The following is a 16097-nucleotide window of genomic DNA, read 5'->3' as shown; positions in this document are numbered from 1 at the left end:
CCTCGATACGTTCGAGGGTAGGCACGTGCTCGATGAACGCGGCCGGCGGTGCAGGGAAATCGAAGCGGCACAAGCGCGCATCGTGCTCGGCCAGGCTGGCCTGCAGCCACGCCAGCAACGGCCCACGCCTGATTTTCAAGTTGCGCGTCAGGGTGCCCTGGCCCACCGAGGGTTCGAGCTGTGTATAGATGAGCTGTATTGCGATCGGTCGCCGGAACCGCTCGGCGACCACCGACCTGACCCGTTGCGCGTGCTGTGCGTCAGGCTGGTAGCGGGTTGGCACGAGGTAGCAGTACAAGGTGTCGCAGGCAGGGTCGTAGACCACTACACACCACTTGAAGGTGTCCACCGCGTTGATGCCACGTTCGACTTGCTCGGGCAGGAACTTCTCACCCGAGCGGGTGGTGATCAGGTTCTTGCGCCGACCCCGCAGGTAGAGAAACCCGTCGGCGTCGAACTCACCGATGTCGCCGGTGGGAATCTGACCGTCGCAGAACGTCGCCAGCTGGTCCTGCTCGCTGGCCTCGAAGTAGCCGAGGCACAGCGGAAACTGGCGCTTGACCACGATCTCGCCATCGTCGGTCAGGAACACCTCCGCGCGGTTCACCGGTTTGCCGACCGCGCCCAGCCGGCTCGCCTGCGGGGTGTTCCAGGCCACCATGCCGGCTTCTGTCACGCCATAGGCTTCGTACATCGCGATACCCTCACGGGCAAAGCGCTGCATCACACTGTCGCTGGTCGGCGCCATGCCGGTATGCACAAACCGCAGGTGCCCACCCAGGCCGTTGCGGATCGAGTTCGGCGTACCCGGCTGCCCGGGAAAACGCGCCAGCGCCTCTTCGTAGATGGAGGGCGGCGCCACCATGTAGGTCGGCGAAAAATCGTTGGCGGAGGTAAAGGCGTTGTCCAGCGTCGTGAGCGAGAACGACGTGCCGCACCAGAGAAAGGCGTACATCGACATGCGTTGCTGGAAATTCGACAAGGTCATGAAAATCAGGCTGCGATCCTCGGCGTCGAGGTCGTAATCGGCCAGAAACTGGTTGATCAGGTACGCCGTGCCCGCCTTGCTCACCAGCAGCCCCTTGGGTTCGCCCGACGACCCCGAGGAATACACCATCGAGTAGAGGTCGGCCGGGGTTGCCAGCACGGGGGCGCCGGGGGCCAGTTGCAACACCTGTGCATCATCGAGGCTGACAATGCCCGCGCCCTCGTCACCTCGGGCACGGGCGTCGACCATCAGCCGGTAGCCATAACGCTCGCGCAGCGTCACCGCCGGTTCACTCGGGCCGTCTTCGGCAAAGACGTGCAGGACATGCCCGTTGAGCAGCGCCGCCAGGTCCCAGATCACCCACTCGATGACATTCGGTGATCGCAGCCCCAGCACTTCGTGCCTGAGCAGGCCGCTGGCGCGCAGGCTGGCCGCCAGGTGCACGGCCCGTGCGCCGACCTGGGCAAACCTGACCGTGGCGCGAGGGCCGGCGACTGTCGGGCCTTCGATGACCGAGGCGGGGAACTGTTCCAGTTGCCGGACGAGGTGTTCAAAGCTGAATCCGTTCATGTGAAGCTCCATGTGCGAGGCGGGAAAGTGCGTTGACCCTGGGTTCAGTCGGGCAGCGTGGCCAGTACGTTGGCTGCCGTAGCCGGTCGCGCGCACTCGCGCACCAACGGCTCGACCACCCGGCCAGGGATGCCGGTCACGGTCGCGTTGGCCGGTACATCTTTGACGATCACGGCATTGGCACCGATCCTGGCCTGGCTGCCGATCAGCACCGGGCCCAGAATCTTGGCGCCGGCACCGACGGTCACCCCGTCGCCCAGGGTGGGGTGCCGTTTGCGTTGCTCCAGTGACACGCCCCCCAGGGTTACGCCGTGATACAGCATCACGTCATCGCCCAGCTCGGCGGTTTCGCCGATCACCACGCCCATGCCGTGGTCGATGAACAGGCGTGCGCCGATGGTGGCGCCGGGATGAATATCGATGCCGGTGAGAAAACGCGACAGGCTGGCGACACACTTGGCCAGGGTTTTCAGCCCACAGCGCCACAGCAGGTTGGCCACGCGGTAATGGATCAGGGCGTGCACCCCGGGGTAGTTCAGGAGGATATCCAGCACGCCGCGGGCGGCCGGATCACGTCGGCGGATCGAATCGAAAAAGTCGGCGAGCGTTGAAAACATGCGTTTACCTGCTGTCACGTGGAAGAGCGCGGTCAGTGTTGAACGATTGCCAGAGCGCCGTGCCGCCCTGGCGCTCATGCATACAGGGCACGCTGGGCCAGCGCGCGCTCGACCCCGTCGGCGGTATTGAGCGCCAGCCCGACCAGCGCCAGGCTCGGCGGCAGTCAAGCCCGGTGGGCATGATCGAGGCGTCGCCAATGAACAGGCCCCTGACGTTGTGCACCTGCCCGTCGGGGCCCACCACTGAACGCCGCGGATCGGTGCCCATGGCACAGGTACCCGCTTCATGGCTGATGCCTGCGCCCCCCAGCGAGAGCGTGTCGAGCAACCTGAACACGCGCCCGCCGTGTTCGCTGGCGAGCGATTCGGCGATGTCGCGCCCGGTACGATCCATGTCGGCGGCGATGGCCCGGTCCTCGTCGGTCCACTGGCAATTGACCCGTGGTAGCGCACGCCCCAGGGCGTCCCGCTGGCCGTCGTCGAGGTCGACGAAACGTCCCGCATCAGGCCCCAGCTCGCCAATCACGTAGATCAGGTAAGCGGAGTAAGCACCCACCTCGTGCGCAGCGACACCGATTTGCGCAAGGTACTTGTCCTCGAGCAGGTCAAGCGGATCGGGCCCGTGCAGCTCGACCGTGAAGCCGCCGCGGTAGGCCTTGCCGGGAGACTCGATGCGCGGCATATAGGCCACGTTGTGCCCGGTGGTCTTGTAGGTATCGGGGCTGTCGCGAGCGTCTGTCAGCACCAGGTAGGCCGCGACGATATGGTCGGTCAGGCCCTGGCCCAGTGCCTGCGCGCCATCGCTGTGCTGCGCCAGTTGCGAGGCTGCCAGGATCCGCGTGGTTTCCAGCGGCGAAGGGCAAAGCACCACCGCAGCGGCGGTTTTGCGGCGCAGGCTGGCATCGCGCATGTCCACGTATTCGAGGCCCGTGCAACGGCCGTTCTTCAACAGCACCCGGGTGCAGGCCACGCCACTGGTCAGCGTCAGCTTGGCGTGGTGCCGGCAAGGCCATCGAAGGGATGGAACGGACGATCGCCCAGCGGGCTCTTGGCGGCCAGTTTTGCTTCGACCGCCAGGCCCAGGTCGCGGGTAATCCCATCGAAAACGCGCCTGGCGCGGCAGGCGCACGGTGTTCATCCATTTGGCCGAGCGCTGCAGCAGCGGCTGGAAGGCCGCGCAGGAGATCGGCCAGGGCCGTTGCCAGGCGTGCCCGTCTGCCCACGAGCGCGGGTCCGGCCAGGCCGCCCAGCCCCCCCCACAACAGGCTGCGCCCGCCAGCGGCACGCACTCGGTTCCACTGGAACGGGACCCCACGGCTGCTGTACGCCCACTGCTGCGCATCTGGCTCGACGAACGGCTGCATGGCCTGGCGGAACTGGGCCATGCTCTGGAATGGCTGGTCCAGTACAGGTTGTGATCCGGCTTCGAGCACCTCGCAGCGCAGCCCCCTGGCGGCCAATTGCCGCGCCACGGCCATGCCGCTCAAGCCTGCCCCTACTACCAGAACATCCGGTTCATCCGTAACCATGCTCACGCTCCTTGCTGAAGAATGTCCCTGCGACGCCGCACTCAGGCCCCCTTGCGCGCAATCAATTGGGTGACCCCGTGAAAGTGGGTCATGCGGCCACTGTCGCTGTCGCGTGGCACGTAGGCCTTGCGCTGATTGTGCAGGGCCAGTGGCGCGATCAGCCCGGCGTCCACGTAGCGCCGCCCGGACGCCTCCAGCGAATGATCGATGTAGGCCTTGGCCTGTGCCACCGGCACAGGTGAGAAGTCCAGCTCACAGGACTGTGGGGCAAAGCCTGCCTCGGCCACCGCAGCGCGCAGCGAAGCGCCATACTCAGGGTCGATCCCCTGGCCGGCGCAGTAGCGTGTGTACAGGCTCACCGCAAACGCCCACAGCAGCCGGTCGCCAGGCGTACGGTAGGCCGACAGCACTGGCTCTTCGAACACCCCGTGCCCGCCATCGCGCAGTGCCGCATGCAGGCTGCGCAAGGCCATGTGCGGCTGCTGCAGGTGCATCAGCACGCAGCGGCTGTAGACGATATCGGCGCTGCCTGGCAACGCAGCGCCCGTGCCGAGGTCCACTTGCTCGCAGCGTATGTTCGCCAGCCCGGCCTGATGCGCCTGGCGCTGCAGCGTCTCCAGCGCCTCGCTGGAGCAGTCCAGCGCCGTTACCGTGCCGCGCGGGCCCACCTGTGTCGCGATCCACAGGGTCATGCTGCCGGTGCCACACCCTGCGTCCAGCACGTGCATGCCGCGGCGCAAGCCACTGCGCGCCAGCAGTGCGCGGCTGCTGCCTTCAAGAAAGCGGCTGAACATCGATAGCCGCTGCTCGCCGGGTGTCGCCAGCGACGCCTGGGCAGCAGCCGTCATGGGTTCAGCTCTGCGCGCTGACGTGCGGTGCCGGTGTAAAGCTCGGCCCCGGCCTCTTGCTCAAGAAGGCTGCAGAACCGATGCATGGTCTGCTCGCAGACGTCCGCGCGCGGCATGACGCGCAAACCGGCCATCGATTTGGGCACCACCGGAAAGAACACGGCAGAGGTATAGAAGCCCTGCTCGAAGAGGGTCTTGGCCAGGCCGATCGCCTGGTCGGGACGCTTGAGCATCACCACCCGGATGGGTGACAGCAGGCCCTCGTTCTGCGACTTGAAGCGGTTGTCGAGCATGTCCAGATTGCGCTTCCAGGCCGCCTGGCGCTCAGCCAGTTGCGAGGAGGCATGCAGTTGCAACGAGGCCAGCGCCCCACCGATCCCGGCGGAATTGAGGTACTGCGACCAGGCATTGCCGTAACGCACGAGCAGGCTCTTGAGCTCGGGCAGCCCACTCAGCAACATGCCGCCGGCAGCGCCGAACGCCTTGGCCAGCGACGCCACGACAATGGTGCGCTCGTTCAGTGGTGCCAGTGCCTGAAGCACCTGGCCCTGGCCGGCCGCACCGGTGATCGACAGCCCATGGGAGTCATCCAGGTACAGAAACAGCTTGTGCCTGGCCTGCAGCTGCCTGAGCTGTGCCAGGGGTGCGAAACCCTCGATGCTGTAAGTGCCATCCGCCACGTAGACCACACGTTCATGTTGCTGACAGACCTGTTCCAGAAACGCCATGTCATTGTGTTCACAGGTGAGGATCTGGGTTTCGTCACCACACAGCGGTTTGAGGTGCGCCATCGAAAAGTGCGCTTGCTTGTCGAACACCATCACCGGCTTGATGCCATCGGTCAGTACGCCCGAGGCCAGGATCGGCAGGCAGGCCGAGGTTGCTGCCGCACAGGAGTTGTACGCCACGGCATGCCCACCGAAATGCGCAGACAGCTGTTCTTCGAGCTGTTCGAGCAAGGTGATGAACAGCCGGCAACGGGCGGTGGTCAGGTGCAGCGTACCGGCCTGCTCGATACCGCGGATCGCGCCCTTGAGAATATCCGGATGGGTATCCAGGCCCAGGTACGAGCACGAGCACATGTTGATGAATTCACGCCCGGCATGGGCCAGGTACGGCGGCTGGCGGTGCTCGACGGCCAGGTCGATGATGCCGGCCTGCGCGGCCACCTCCCAGGAAGGCTGGCTGAAGTCGATCATCTTGCGCATGTTCTGGTACTGGTTCATAGCTTCGCTCCCGTTGTGGGGGTTGTTCCACTGTTAGGCTTGTGCCAGCAGGCGCCGGGCCTCTTCGATAATCGGTGCGCCGACCATTTCGCCGTCCACGCGACAGATATTGCCGTCGCTGCGCCGCGCCGCCTCGACGATGCGCTGGGCGCGCGCCAGGGCCTGCGCCGAGGGGGAAAAGGCGGCGTTGATGATCTGCGTCTGGCTGGGGTGGATGACGCAGCGGCCGTTGAACCCGAGCTTCTTGACCCTGAGGGTGTCCTCGGTCAACCCGTCGAGATCCTTGATGTCGAAGTACGGCGTGTCGATCGCCATGGCATGGCAGGTGCGCGCCGCATGCACGATCGCCATGCGCGCCAGCAGCAGGGTTTCCCAGCAGATATCGGCACCGATGCTGCGGGTGTAGTCTGCCGAGCCGAACATGAAGCCAGCCAGTTTGGGCGAGTTGCCCGCGATCTCGGCGATGTTGTCCACCCCCATCCTGCTTTCGATCAGGGCGAAGTAGCGGTGCTGGGCGGAATGCGCGGCGGTCAGGTCGTCCACCGCCTGGATGTCGCGGGACGACTCCACCTTCGGCACCAGCACGATGTCCGGCGCGCGAGCGGCCTTGCGCAAGCTCATCAGGTCGTCGTAGCCAAACCCGCTGCCGATGCTGTTGATGCGTACGGCAATGGTCGCATGAGGACTGCGCTGCATGGCCAGGCACTCCAGCAGGGCCTCGCGGGCCTCCTGCTTGCTGTGCACCGCCACCGAGTCTTCCAGGTCGATGAGCGACACATCCGCCCCCGACTCCAGGCCTTTGGCGAACCGGTCGATGCGTAATGCCGGCGTGAATAAAATGGAACGAACTCTGTCTAGGCTGCTCATCTCGATCCCTCGATAAAGTGCAATGGGTTTGGACCTACGCGCTGACATGAATCAACAGGGTGGGCTGGTGGTCCTGATCCGAGGCCCACAACACCACCTGCTCAGCATGAAACCCCATGTTCAGCGTCAACGCTGAACCCAGGAAGTTGGGACGAATGCCCCTTGCCTGATAACGCACCGGCCGCTCTCCCGCAGCCGTTGGGCGGTACAGGTCGAGCAACAGTTGAATGATCAGCGGGCCATGAATCAGCAGCCCCGGGTAACCTTCATGCGCGGTGGCGTACGGATAGTCGTAATGAATCCGATGCGCCACACCGAGCACCGACGAATACCTGAACAGCGTCACCTCATTGAGGTTCACGGTCTTCTGCAGTACCGCCGCCGGCACCTGTACGGGGCCTGCCGGCGCTCCCCCGGCGCGCTGCGGCCGCGTCGCACTGCGGTACACCAGGGTCTTGGTTTCACTCAGCAGCGTGGTGTCGCCACGGCGTACCTGCGTGACTTCGTTGACGAAGGCCAGCGCGCCACTGGCGCCCTGCTTGAGGGTCACCGCGGGGGGCTGCCTGAGCAGGGTGAGCTGCTCGCCAACCCGTATGGGCGCGAACAGCTCAACCTGAGACGAAGCCCACATGCGCTTGTCCAACTGCGCCGGCACGCCGTGCGGCCGGGCCTCGGGGTGGCCATCGACACCAGGCTCCAGCCAGGGGTCTGTTTCATGCAGGTACAACATGTGCCAGCCCAGCGCCAGCGCCGCCCCCGCGGCAGGTGCCGACTCGACGGCCGTACCGGCGAGTGCCGCAAAGGTGTTGCATTTGTCCTGGCTGATGATCAGTTCGCTACGGTGCATGGGCCGCTCCCTGGCGTGGTGAAATGTCAGGCATCGACCTGTTCGAACAGCACGTGTGCTGCGTGCGGCAGTTCCCCTCCGGCACCCTGGGTGTGCTTGAGGATGGACCAGAAGTAGCGGTAGCTGGCGCGGTCGTGCAGGGTGTCGTGAAAGCGGATCGGCGCCCAACCCTGGGCACGCGCCTGCAGCAGGATCTGCGTGGCCTGCTCCAGTTCACTCATGGGGTAGCGGGCCGCTTGCAGAATCGGCTCGATCTGATCCGGATGAATGCTCCACATGCGGGTGAAGCCGAAGCCCTGGAACGCACGTTTGGCGTGGGCATGGATAGCGCGGGTGTCCTTGAGCTCGGAGCAGATCGAATGCGAAGGCACCTTGTGCGCCGCGTGGCACAGGGTCGCGATACGCACCTTGACGTCACACAGCAAGGGCGAATCGAACTCCCGTGGCGACTGGGTGACCGACATCGGCACCGCGCCATTGAACGAGGACACATAATCGAGCAGGCCGAAGCTTACGCACTCCACAGCCGGCATCTGCACGATGGCCTGCAACTGTGGCAACACGCAGGGGCTTTCGACCATGACATGCAGCGGGATCGGCGCGACGATCGCACTGCGCTCGCGCAGCGCATCTATATAGGCGAGCACTTGCGTCACCTGGGCCTGGGAGGTCACCTTGGGCAGCGTGATGTAGGCCGGTGGGGTAAGCCCGGGCTGCAGGGTGCGCTCACATTGCAGGCGCCAGAAGCGGCTGGTGGCATCGTGAATCCGAATACCGACGCGGCGCGCCGTGTTGGCAGGGTCGTTCAGTACCTGCACGATCAGGTCCGCCTGCTCCTGCTCGCGATCGGCGGCACTGCCGTCTTCGAAATCCAGGGTGAGGTCGAATTGCGCCCCCTTGCTGGCCTGCAATGCCAGTGCCTTGTACATGAAGCGCTCGGTGCCGGCGTAGTGATCAACGACCGGCAAGGCCGGGACGCGGCGCTCGCTTGCATACAGAATCAAGTCCAGCAGAAACGTCTTGTGCATCGGTGCAACTCCATTTGCCGGTGGCGCACGCACGCGCCAGGGCGCCAGGCAGGCACCTCAGGGGTGCGTGCCCGAACTGTCGTGTGCGCGGTGACGAATACCTGTGGGGGTCAGCGCAGGTCGACGATAAGGCGACCTTTGCGGCGCGTTGCCTCAGCAAAGAACGCGAAGTCTTCAAGCCTGCAGTGCACCTGCTGCTGATGCGCGGCCAATTGCGGGATCACTTCTGCGATCCCCGAACGAACCAGGGTGGCAAGATCGGCGGCGGTCAGCGAATGCGTCCAGCAGCGACACGATCACCTCCAGCGCCCCCTCCTGCAGCACCACTTGCAGGCGGGTGACAGGCGCTCGCGGCTCCAGGTAGCGGATCAGGTTGGCGACATCGGTTTCATTGAGCCGGGAGCCTGCGAATTGGTGGTGAAAGGGAAACTTGCGCCCGAGCACCTTGAGCTTGCGCTTGCCCGATACCGCGTTGTGCGACCAGCAGGCGTAGTCACCGGTATCGATCCGGATGGCCGGGGCAGCGATCCGTGACAAGCTGGTTGCCACGCATTTGCCAATGCGCTCGGGTTCGGTGACAGGCTCGCCCGTGACCTCGTCGATGATCTCGACCACGCAGGCCCCCTCGAACACCGAGAACTCGTTCAGCGCGTCGCCCAGCTCGCTGTAGCCCAGCGCACCGGTTTCGGTGGTACCGAACATGAACGAGACGATCGAGGCATTCGGAAAGGCCCGCTGGATGACCTGCAACTGGGCGCCGTAGAGCAGCTCGCCCCCCCCGAGCAGGCGCTCTACCGTGGTGTTCACGATACCGTGCTGGTTCATGTGCCAGGCCAGCCCGAGAAAGGTCGAGTTGACGCCTGCCAATACGTTCGAGTGGTATTTCTCGATCACGCTGTTGATGTACTCATAGGGATAATCGCACCCCAGCGGGATTTCCGAGATTTTCCCCGGGAAGCGCTCGATGACCCCATGCACCAGGCGATAGGACAGGTACGCGCTGGCACACAGTTGGTGACGCGGTCGTTCTCGCACAACAGCCCGTTCTTCCAATGCTGCGACGCGAGCAAGCGGGTGTGGGTATCCCACTCGTCACGTCCGAACAGGGTGACCTTGGGTTTGCCGGTGGACGCGGAGGACTCGAAGATCAGGCCATGGGTATTGCCATTGGCAAACACGAAGTCCGGCGCCTCGTCATGCACAAACGCCATGAGTTGTTCGTTGGTCAGAATCGGCAGGTCCTCAAGCCGATACGTATCCTTGTGCGCCAGGTCGGCATACAGTTTCTTGTAGATGACCGAATGGGTACGTGCCAGGTTTACCACTTGCTCCAACGAATAGATGTTCATCTGCTGCTCCTTGGCCTATGCCCTGTGGGTGAAGACCGGGGACATCCCGCCCCCGGTTGCCATGCAACGGCGTGTGCCGGCTGTCACTGGCTGATGCTCAGTACCACTTTGCCGATGTTGCGATTGGCGGCCATTTCTTCCTGCGCCTGGGCCACCGCCGCGAAGGGGTGGATCGACGAGACCACCGGCGTGAGTCGCCACTTGCCAGCGCAGGCTGCCAGCGCGCGAGAAACGCCTGGGTAACCTGGCGCTTTTCGGCGTCGGGCCGTTTGCGCAAGACCACCCCGTGCAGGCTCAGGCGCTTGTTGATGATCGGCACGAAGTTGGCCTGCCACTCGAAAGCATCCAGCAAGCCAACCATCACCAGTGTGCCGCCAGGCTTGAGCGCACTCAGGTTGCCATCGAAGTAGCGGCCACCAATGAAATCGATCACCAGGTCCACTGCCCCATGGCCGCTTTCGCACAGCCCCTGATAAAAGTCCGGTCCATAACCGCACAACACCTGCTCGGCGCCCAGGGCATACAATGGCTCGACCTTGTCCGGCGAATTGGTGGTGCAGATCGCCCGTGCACCGGCTTCGCGGACCATCTGCACCACCATGCTGCCGATGCCGCTGGCGGCCGCATGAATCAGCACCTTCTGCCCGGGCTGCAATCCACCCACGGTGAACAGCGCGGTATCGGCAGTCAGCCCGGCCTCGGCCACCGCGGCTGCATCGGTGTAGCTCCAGTGCCCTGGCACAGGCATGGCCATGCCCTGATCGACCACGCAATGGGTGGCGTACCCACCGCCAGGCACCACCGCGTAGATCCGATCGCCGGGCGCGAAACCACTCACCGCACTGCCGCACGCGAGCACTTGCCCCGCTACCTCGACACCGGGCACCGCCAGTTCTCCCGGCGCCACCTGGTACTGCCCGTCGCGTTGCAGCAGATCGGCGCGATTCAATGCGCTGGCATGCACTTTTATCAGCAACTCGTGTTCGCGATAGACAGGCAGCGCATGACGGACAAACGTGATCGAACCGGCACCGCCAGTGCCGTCGTACATCACCGAGCACGCTGTGGCGTTATCAACATCCATGTTCCCAACCTTATCTGTGTTGTGATTAAGTCGATGCAGTGGGCAGGGCAATTCAGAAGGTCGACATGCCGCCATCGACCATGAGGTTGGCGCCAGTGATCCAGGCCGATTCTGCGCTGGCCAGAAACACTGCGGCCCCTACGTAGTCTTGCGGCACACCGGTGCGCGCCAGGGGGATACCGCAGGATCGCCGCTGCCAGGTCTCGGTGCCGTGTTGATCGCTGTTGGCTTTGGTCGCCGTAAGGCCCGGCGAGATGACATTGGAGCGAATCCCGTACTCGCCAAGCTCGAACGCTACCCCTTCGGAAAACGCGTTGAGCCCGGCCTTGGACGCCTGGTAATGGACCATGCGGCTTCTGGCGCGTACGGCGCTGAGCGAGGAAATATGGATGAGGCTGCCGCGGGTGCCATGCTCGATCATGTGCCGAGCCACAGCCTGGGTCATCAGGAACGGACTGTGCAGGTTGACCTGCATGACCTCATCAAGCGCGGCGTCGGTGAGGTCGACAAACGCATGCCGGGAAAACGCGCCCACATTGTTCACCATTACATCGATGCTGCCCAATGTGTGGATCGCCGAGCGCACCAACTCCCGCGCTTGTTGCCGGTCGCCCAGGTTGCATTGGAGCGCCAACACCTGTTCAGGGGCCTGCGCTACAACGCATTCAGCGCTGTCGCGATCGTTGAGATAACTGAATACGACGGATGCCCCCTCGCCGAGGAAGCCCTCCACCAGTGCGCGGCCGATTCCATTGGCGCCACCGGTCACTAATACATTCTTGCCTTTCAGTCGCATAGTGGCTCCATGCCATACCGGGATATATACACTTATCCCTGTTGCGTGCTTCTATCCTTGAGCACTGAAATTGCGTATTACGGCACTGTTTCATTCATGTTTCGCTATAAGCTTAGATTGAAACATGCCGTAACGGGGAAAGACCCTAGCACACGAAAAAACACTCCGCAAGTTGATCTAGCGCTTAATTTTTCGCTCCCTAAAACAGTAGCAAAATAATATCACCGCCTCGTTCAAGCATGCGTGCCAGCCCTTCCCCGGCTTCTCTGTAACCCCCGCAGGCGAAGGCGTACACGCAGCAGCGTGTTTGCCTTCTGGAAAAAAGTGGTCTAGGTTAAGACCCGTTCTTTTTGTCATGGATGCCATCAGTGAACCGCCCGACCTATATCACTACGCCTATTTATTACGTCAATGATGCCCCGCATATCGGCCATGTCTTCTCTACCTTGCTGGCGGATATGGCTGCGCGCCTTGCACACCTCGAAGGTCATGCAACTTTCCTGTTGACTGGCACCGATGAACATTCCACAAAAGTTACTGAAGCGGCGCACGCCAATGGATTGCCCGTGGCGCAGTGGGCGGACAATAAATCGAGCGCATTCAAGTCAGCCTTCCAACACTTCAACATCCATTTCGACGACTTCATAAGAACCAGTGAAGCGCGTCACAAAGCGCATGTAACACGTCGAATAGAGCAACTTATAACTACCGGCGACGTGTACCTTGGCGAATATTCCGGCTGGTACGATGCCGGTCAGGAAGAATATATTCCCGAGCTCAAGGCAAAACAGTACAACTACATCTCCCCGATTAATAAAAAACCGTTGATCCAGCGTTCCGAAAGTAACTATTTTTTCAGGCTCAGCCACTATCAGGCGCCCTTGTTGGCCTTGTTGGAACAGGCCGAACTGCACATTCAGCCCCCGAGCCGTAGCGCCGAAATCGTCGCCCGAATCAAGGAAGGGCTGAACGACATACCGATCTCGCGACGCTCCAGTGAAACCTGGGGCATTCCCATTCCGGGGGATGAGGCGCACATCGTCTACGTCTGGATCGATGCGCTGTTCAACTACCTGACGGTTGTCGATAACGATGAACTTCGCGGGTTCTGGCCGGCCGACACGCATGTGGTCGGCAAGGATATCCTCTGGTTTCACGCCGTGATCTGGCCGGCCTTGCTGATGGCGTTGCAGAAGGTCGAGGGCAATCAGTGGCTGGCCCTGCCCAAGCGTATTCTGGCGCACGGTTTCTGGATTCGCGAAGGCGAGAAGATGTCCAAGAGCCTGGGCAACTTTGTCGGCATGGCCGACCTTGAACATTACTGCGAGCAGTTCGGTGTGGACGGCACCCGCTTTTATCTGGCCAGTGCCGGGCCAGTCGGTGCGAATGATTCCGACTTTGCCCATGCGCGGTTCATCGAAAGCTACAACGCCAACCTGGCCAATACGGTTGGCAACTGTTTCAACCGGGTAGTCGGCATGGTCAAACGCTACTTCGACGGGCAGGTGCCTGCCGCCGCCCTGCAACCGAGCGCGTTTGACCAGGAAATTGCCCAGTTGAGCGACGCCGCGAGGGAAAAGGGCAACGCCTGCCAGTTCGACCGGATGATCGCGCACGCGCTGGCCATTTTCCGCACCATCGACCAATACGTGAACCACACCGAACCCTATCGCCTGATCAAGCAGCCGGAGAATCGCCAGCACGTGGGTGAGATCCTCTACGCCTGCCTGAGCGCGCTGCGCCTGGGCGCCCTGGCACTGTGGCCGGTGATGCCGGCCAGCATGGAGGCACTGCTCAGAAGCCTGGGTTGCCTGCAAGACAGCGCCGCCCCTTCGCCCTATGCCACCTGCGCCAAGGTGCCGAGCGGGTTTGAACTGGCAGACCTGGGACCATTGTTCCCGCGCTACGTGGAGACAGCGCTCTGCACAGAGGACAGCCCCCAGCCGTAAGGCTGGGCATGCGGCCCGGCCCTGCGTTCTCCCTGCGCAGGGCCAGGCGCAACTGGCCGCAATAAGTACCACCGCTTGCCCTGTGCCTGGCGGCAGTTTGAAGCGCCAGCCGGGGCTGCCCCACACACGTTGCCCGGCCGCCCTGTTTCCATTGCCCGGAGCACACCCCATGTACCCTAACTCCCTGCCGTACTTTCATGTCGACGCGCTACGCGAGCGCTTTTTCGATCATCTGGCCAAGGCCGTTGTCCGCGACAGCCTGGATGCCGAGACGCAACACTGGCTCAGCGCTGTGCTACAGCCCGAGCGCGATGCGCTACCAGGCGCCGTCAACGAACTACGAGTGGACTGCCTGAGCGCCATCAGCACGGCGGGCGAGGTGATCACGCTGACCGCCAGCCTGCTATTGAGCCGCAGCACGCACACACCGGTGTTTTTCTACCAGCCGCTGATCGGGCTGCTCAGGTTCGAGAACCGCAGCCAGCTCAAGGACTATCTGATCGAGCAACTGGGTAGCGGACGCTGCGGGCCACTGCTGCACTACGCCAGCCAGCACGAACGCCAGACTGTGGCGCGGGGTGTCGAAACAGTCCAGGTCACACTGCTCGACGGGCCGGTGTTCATCGCGCAGATGCTCGCGATCGCCCCACGCCTGGCCCTGGCGCTGAATGAACTGGGCACGCTGTTACACAACCAACCGGCCGCAGACAGCCTGTGGGAAGCGGCGCTGGCGAATACCCCGGCCACTGCCACCTTGACCCACAAACGCCTGAGCGCAGCGCGCTATTGCAGCCAGCAACTGCGTCAGTACTGGAACACAACAGGCAGCGGTGATAGCACACCCGCCCAGCAGTTGACCCGGCTGATGCGCGAGCGCCTGCGTCAGGTGATCATCCAGCAGGCCTGGGCGGCTGCGCTGTCGGCAGCCCAGCAAGCCCAACTGCTGGCCTGGCTGGACGAGCAGGCAGGCGCCGAGCTGCACGCCTGGCACCTTACGGTCACCACCCTGGACGGCGACAGCCAGATGCTTGAGGGCCTGCTGGTGCTCGCCAGCGTCGACGCCAGCGGGCCGCTGTTCAGCTATTGCGCAGCGCGCGGCCTGCAACAGCATGCCAGCCGCCGCGCGCTGTTGTCCGCGTTGGCCGACCCACTGCAACGTGAGCGTTGGTTGACGCTGGTCAGCCCTTCCCGGCAAGCGCACCTGAGGTCGTTGCGCATCAACGCGCTGCGCCTGGACCGTCTGACGACACCCTCCCTGGACAGCTGGACGGGGCAGTTGCTGCGCGCACAACAGCGTGACATCGAAACCCAGACCAGCCTGCAGGACACCCCCGATGCCTACCAGGCCTGCCGCCAGGCGCTCGCCATCGGCAGCCAGTTGGCCCCAGACCCCAGCCTGCTCGGCAACCTGCCAGCGCTGGCACAACCTGGCCCCGGCAGCCTCGCCCAGCGTGAAGGCGCCGTACGTGCAGGTTCAGCCAGCCTGGATGATCTGCATGTCTACCTGAGCACGCTGGCAACCCGCATCGAAGTGCTGGAAGGCATGTCGCCAGACCTTGCAACGGTCACCACTACCGCCCTTGACCAAGCCTTTGCCGCCTTGCTCGACAACACCCTGGCAGTCAGCCAGCTGGTGACATTTCAAGGCACCGACCGCCAGCACCCCTCGAGTCTCGCCGAGCGGGTCTGGCAACGGCTCAGCGCCACCGAGGGCGAGGGCCCGTGGCAGATCGTCGGCCCCACAGTGGCCGAGCAGCCGGTTGCACTGCCCGCCCTGCATCCGATGCTCGTGGCGCAGTGCATAAGCCAGGTTGCCAGTGCCAGCCGCGAGGCCCTGGCCGTGGCGCTGCAGCAGCACCAGCGTCACCTCGGCACTTACTGCCAGCACCTCTGGCAACTGGCGCTGGGCATCGAGTACCGGCTTGTCGAACACGACAACACGCTCCCGCGGCTGGCGCGCGAGCTGATCAGTGCCGCCTTGTTCCCTTCGTCCACGCACGCCTGGCCAGCCCTGGCCTGCGTCTCGAGCTTGACCAGCGGCCCTGCGCAGACGCCCTGCTGCTGACACAGCAGGCCCTGAGTAGCGGCCCCGCGCTGCTGGTGCTGTGGACCCTGGAGGAGGGTTTTGCCGCGTTCACCTCGCTCGCGGCGCTCGACTCGACCCTCGCCAGCCGCTTCGGCCGCGCAACCACACGCCAGTGGCGAGCGCTTGAGGGCCCACCGGCGCAGGCCCTGGCCACGCTGGACGGTAAACACGGTGCAGACGCCACCCTACACGCGTTCGATCAGTTGATCCGGCGCGGCATACCCGCCGCCAGCCTGCCCGACCTGCTGCGCAGCACGCTCGATGCCTCGGGCAACCTGCGCCACGTGCGCCGCCTGCAGCGCCAGGCCGATGC

14 protein-coding genes and 1 pseudogene are annotated in these 16097 nt (G+C 63.7%); 4 read left to right on the top strand and 11 right to left on the bottom strand.

The genetic code is table 11. The features are described 5' to 3' along the window. The 3 genes and pseudogenes from G3436_RS24020 to G3436_RS24010 form a co-directional block, all read right to left on the bottom strand. Positions 1-1558, bottom strand: a 1558-nt coding sequence (locus tag G3436_RS24020) for an AMP-binding protein (protein WP_163950307.1), incomplete at its 3' end; no start/stop codon positions are given. Positions 1559-1641: 83 nt separating this feature from the next. Next, positions 1642-2175: pseudogene (gene cysE / locus G3436_RS24015) on the bottom strand (serine O-acetyltransferase); the annotation flags it as partial. A gap of 4 nt (positions 2176-2179) precedes the next feature. Further along, a complete protein-coding gene (locus G3436_RS24010; RefSeq protein ID WP_243667292.1) occupies positions 2180-3313 on the bottom strand; it encodes a GMC oxidoreductase in 1134 nt (377 codons plus the stop codon). Here G3436_RS24010 and G3436_RS27075 point away from each other — a divergent pair. Next, positions 3306-3593 carry a hypothetical protein gene (locus G3436_RS27075; RefSeq protein ID WP_163972410.1) on the top strand — a complete coding sequence of 96 codons (288 nt, stop codon included), beginning with the start codon at positions 3306-3308 and terminating at the stop codon, positions 3591-3593. The two genes, G3436_RS24010 and G3436_RS27075, sit on opposite strands and share 8 nt — an antisense overlap. Before the next feature lie 152 nt (positions 3594-3745). On the opposite strand, the gene G3436_RS24000 is transcribed toward G3436_RS27075, so the two are convergent. From G3436_RS24000 to G3436_RS23965, 8 genes are all read right to left on the bottom strand, one after another. Then, positions 3746-4552, bottom strand: a complete 807-nt coding sequence (locus G3436_RS24000; RefSeq protein ID WP_163950294.1) for a class I SAM-dependent methyltransferase — start codon at positions 4550-4552, stop codon at positions 3746-3748. Next, on the bottom strand, positions 4549-5778 hold the full coding sequence (locus G3436_RS23995; protein ID WP_163950292.1) for an aminotransferase class I/II-fold pyridoxal phosphate-dependent enzyme: 1230 nt from the start codon (positions 5776-5778) through the stop codon (positions 4549-4551). Before G3436_RS23995 ends, G3436_RS24000 begins: the two co-directional genes overlap by 4 nt. Before the next feature lie 33 nt (positions 5779-5811). Beyond that, positions 5812-6645 carry an HpcH/HpaI aldolase/citrate lyase family protein gene (locus G3436_RS23990; protein WP_163950290.1) on the bottom strand — a complete coding sequence of 278 codons (834 nt, stop codon included), beginning with the start codon at positions 6643-6645 and terminating at the stop codon, positions 5812-5814. Positions 6646-6679: 34 nt separating this feature from the next. Then, positions 6680-7492 (bottom strand): FAS1-like dehydratase domain-containing protein, encoded by an 813-nt coding sequence (locus G3436_RS23985; protein ID WP_163950287.1) that lies wholly within the window; start codon positions 7490-7492, stop codon positions 6680-6682. Positions 7493-7518: 26 nt separating this feature from the next. Further along, on the bottom strand, positions 7519-8520 hold the full coding sequence (locus G3436_RS23980; protein WP_163950284.1) for an HpcH/HpaI aldolase/citrate lyase family protein: 1002 nt from the start codon (positions 8518-8520) through the stop codon (positions 7519-7521). Between the two features lie 174 nt (positions 8521-8694). Continuing rightward, positions 8695-9555 carry a hypothetical protein gene (locus G3436_RS23975; RefSeq protein ID WP_163950282.1) on the bottom strand — a complete coding sequence of 287 codons (861 nt, stop codon included), beginning with the start codon at positions 9553-9555 and terminating at the stop codon, positions 8695-8697. A gap of 411 nt (positions 9556-9966) precedes the next feature. Further along, complete coding sequence (locus tag G3436_RS23970) at positions 9967-10953, bottom strand: zinc-binding dehydrogenase (RefSeq protein WP_163950279.1); 987 nt, start codon at positions 10951-10953, stop codon at positions 9967-9969. A 52-nt stretch (positions 10954-11005) separates the two neighbouring features. Further along, positions 11006-11749, bottom strand: a complete 744-nt coding sequence (locus G3436_RS23965; protein WP_163950276.1) for an SDR family NAD(P)-dependent oxidoreductase — start codon at positions 11747-11749, stop codon at positions 11006-11008. 368 nt (positions 11750-12117) lie between these two features. On the opposite strand from G3436_RS23965, the gene metG reads away from it, so the two are divergent. The 3 genes from metG to G3436_RS23950 form a co-directional block, all read left to right on the top strand. Continuing rightward, entirely contained in the window at positions 12118-13698 is a 1581-nt protein-coding gene (gene metG / locus G3436_RS23960) for a methionine--tRNA ligase (RefSeq protein WP_163950274.1), read from the top strand. 169 nt (positions 13699-13867) lie between these two features. Further along, entirely contained in the window at positions 13868-15763 is a 1896-nt protein-coding gene (locus tag G3436_RS23955; protein ID WP_163950271.1) for a dermonecrotic toxin domain-containing protein, read from the top strand. 35 nt (positions 15764-15798) lie between these two features. After that, positions 15799-16097, top strand: a 299-nt coding sequence (locus G3436_RS23950) for a hypothetical protein (protein WP_163950268.1), incomplete at its 3' end; no start/stop codon positions are given.

Source organism: Pseudomonas brassicae (assembly GCF_010671725.1).
GTDB classification, from domain to species: domain Bacteria; phylum Pseudomonadota; class Gammaproteobacteria; order Pseudomonadales; family Pseudomonadaceae; genus Aquipseudomonas; species Aquipseudomonas brassicae.
This window is presented reverse-complemented; position numbering and strand designations above follow the sequence as displayed.

Bases quoted from the DNA above. Each gene is read 5' to 3' on its own strand.
- G3436_RS24010 (WP_243667292.1), bottom strand. From the start codon at position 3,313: ATGAACACCGTGCGCCTGCCGCGCCAGGCGCGTTTTCGATGGGATTAC.
- G3436_RS24000 (WP_163950294.1), bottom strand. From the start codon at position 4,552: ATGACGGCTGCTGCCCAGGCGTCGCTGGCGACACCCGGCGAGCAGCGG.
- G3436_RS23995 (WP_163950292.1), bottom strand. From the start codon at position 5,778: ATGAACCAGTACCAGAACATGCGCAAGATGATCGACTTCAGCCAGCCT.
- G3436_RS23990 (WP_163950290.1), bottom strand. From the start codon at position 6,645: ATGAGCAGCCTAGACAGAGTTCGTTCCATTTTATTCACGCCGGCATTA.
- G3436_RS23985 (WP_163950287.1), bottom strand. From the start codon at position 7,492: ATGCACCGTAGCGAACTGATCATCAGCCAGGACAAATGCAACACCTTT.
- G3436_RS23980 (WP_163950284.1), bottom strand. From the start codon at position 8,520: ATGCACAAGACGTTTCTGCTGGACTTGATTCTGTATGCAAGCGAGCGC.
- G3436_RS23970 (WP_163950279.1), bottom strand. From the start codon at position 10,953: ATGGATGTTGATAACGCCACAGCGTGCTCGGTGATGTACGACGGCACT.
- G3436_RS23965 (WP_163950276.1), bottom strand. From the start codon at position 11,749: ATGCGACTGAAAGGCAAGAATGTATTAGTGACCGGTGGCGCCAATGGA.
- G3436_RS23955 (WP_163950271.1), top strand. From the start codon at position 13,868: ATGTACCCTAACTCCCTGCCGTACTTTCATGTCGACGCGCTACGCGAG.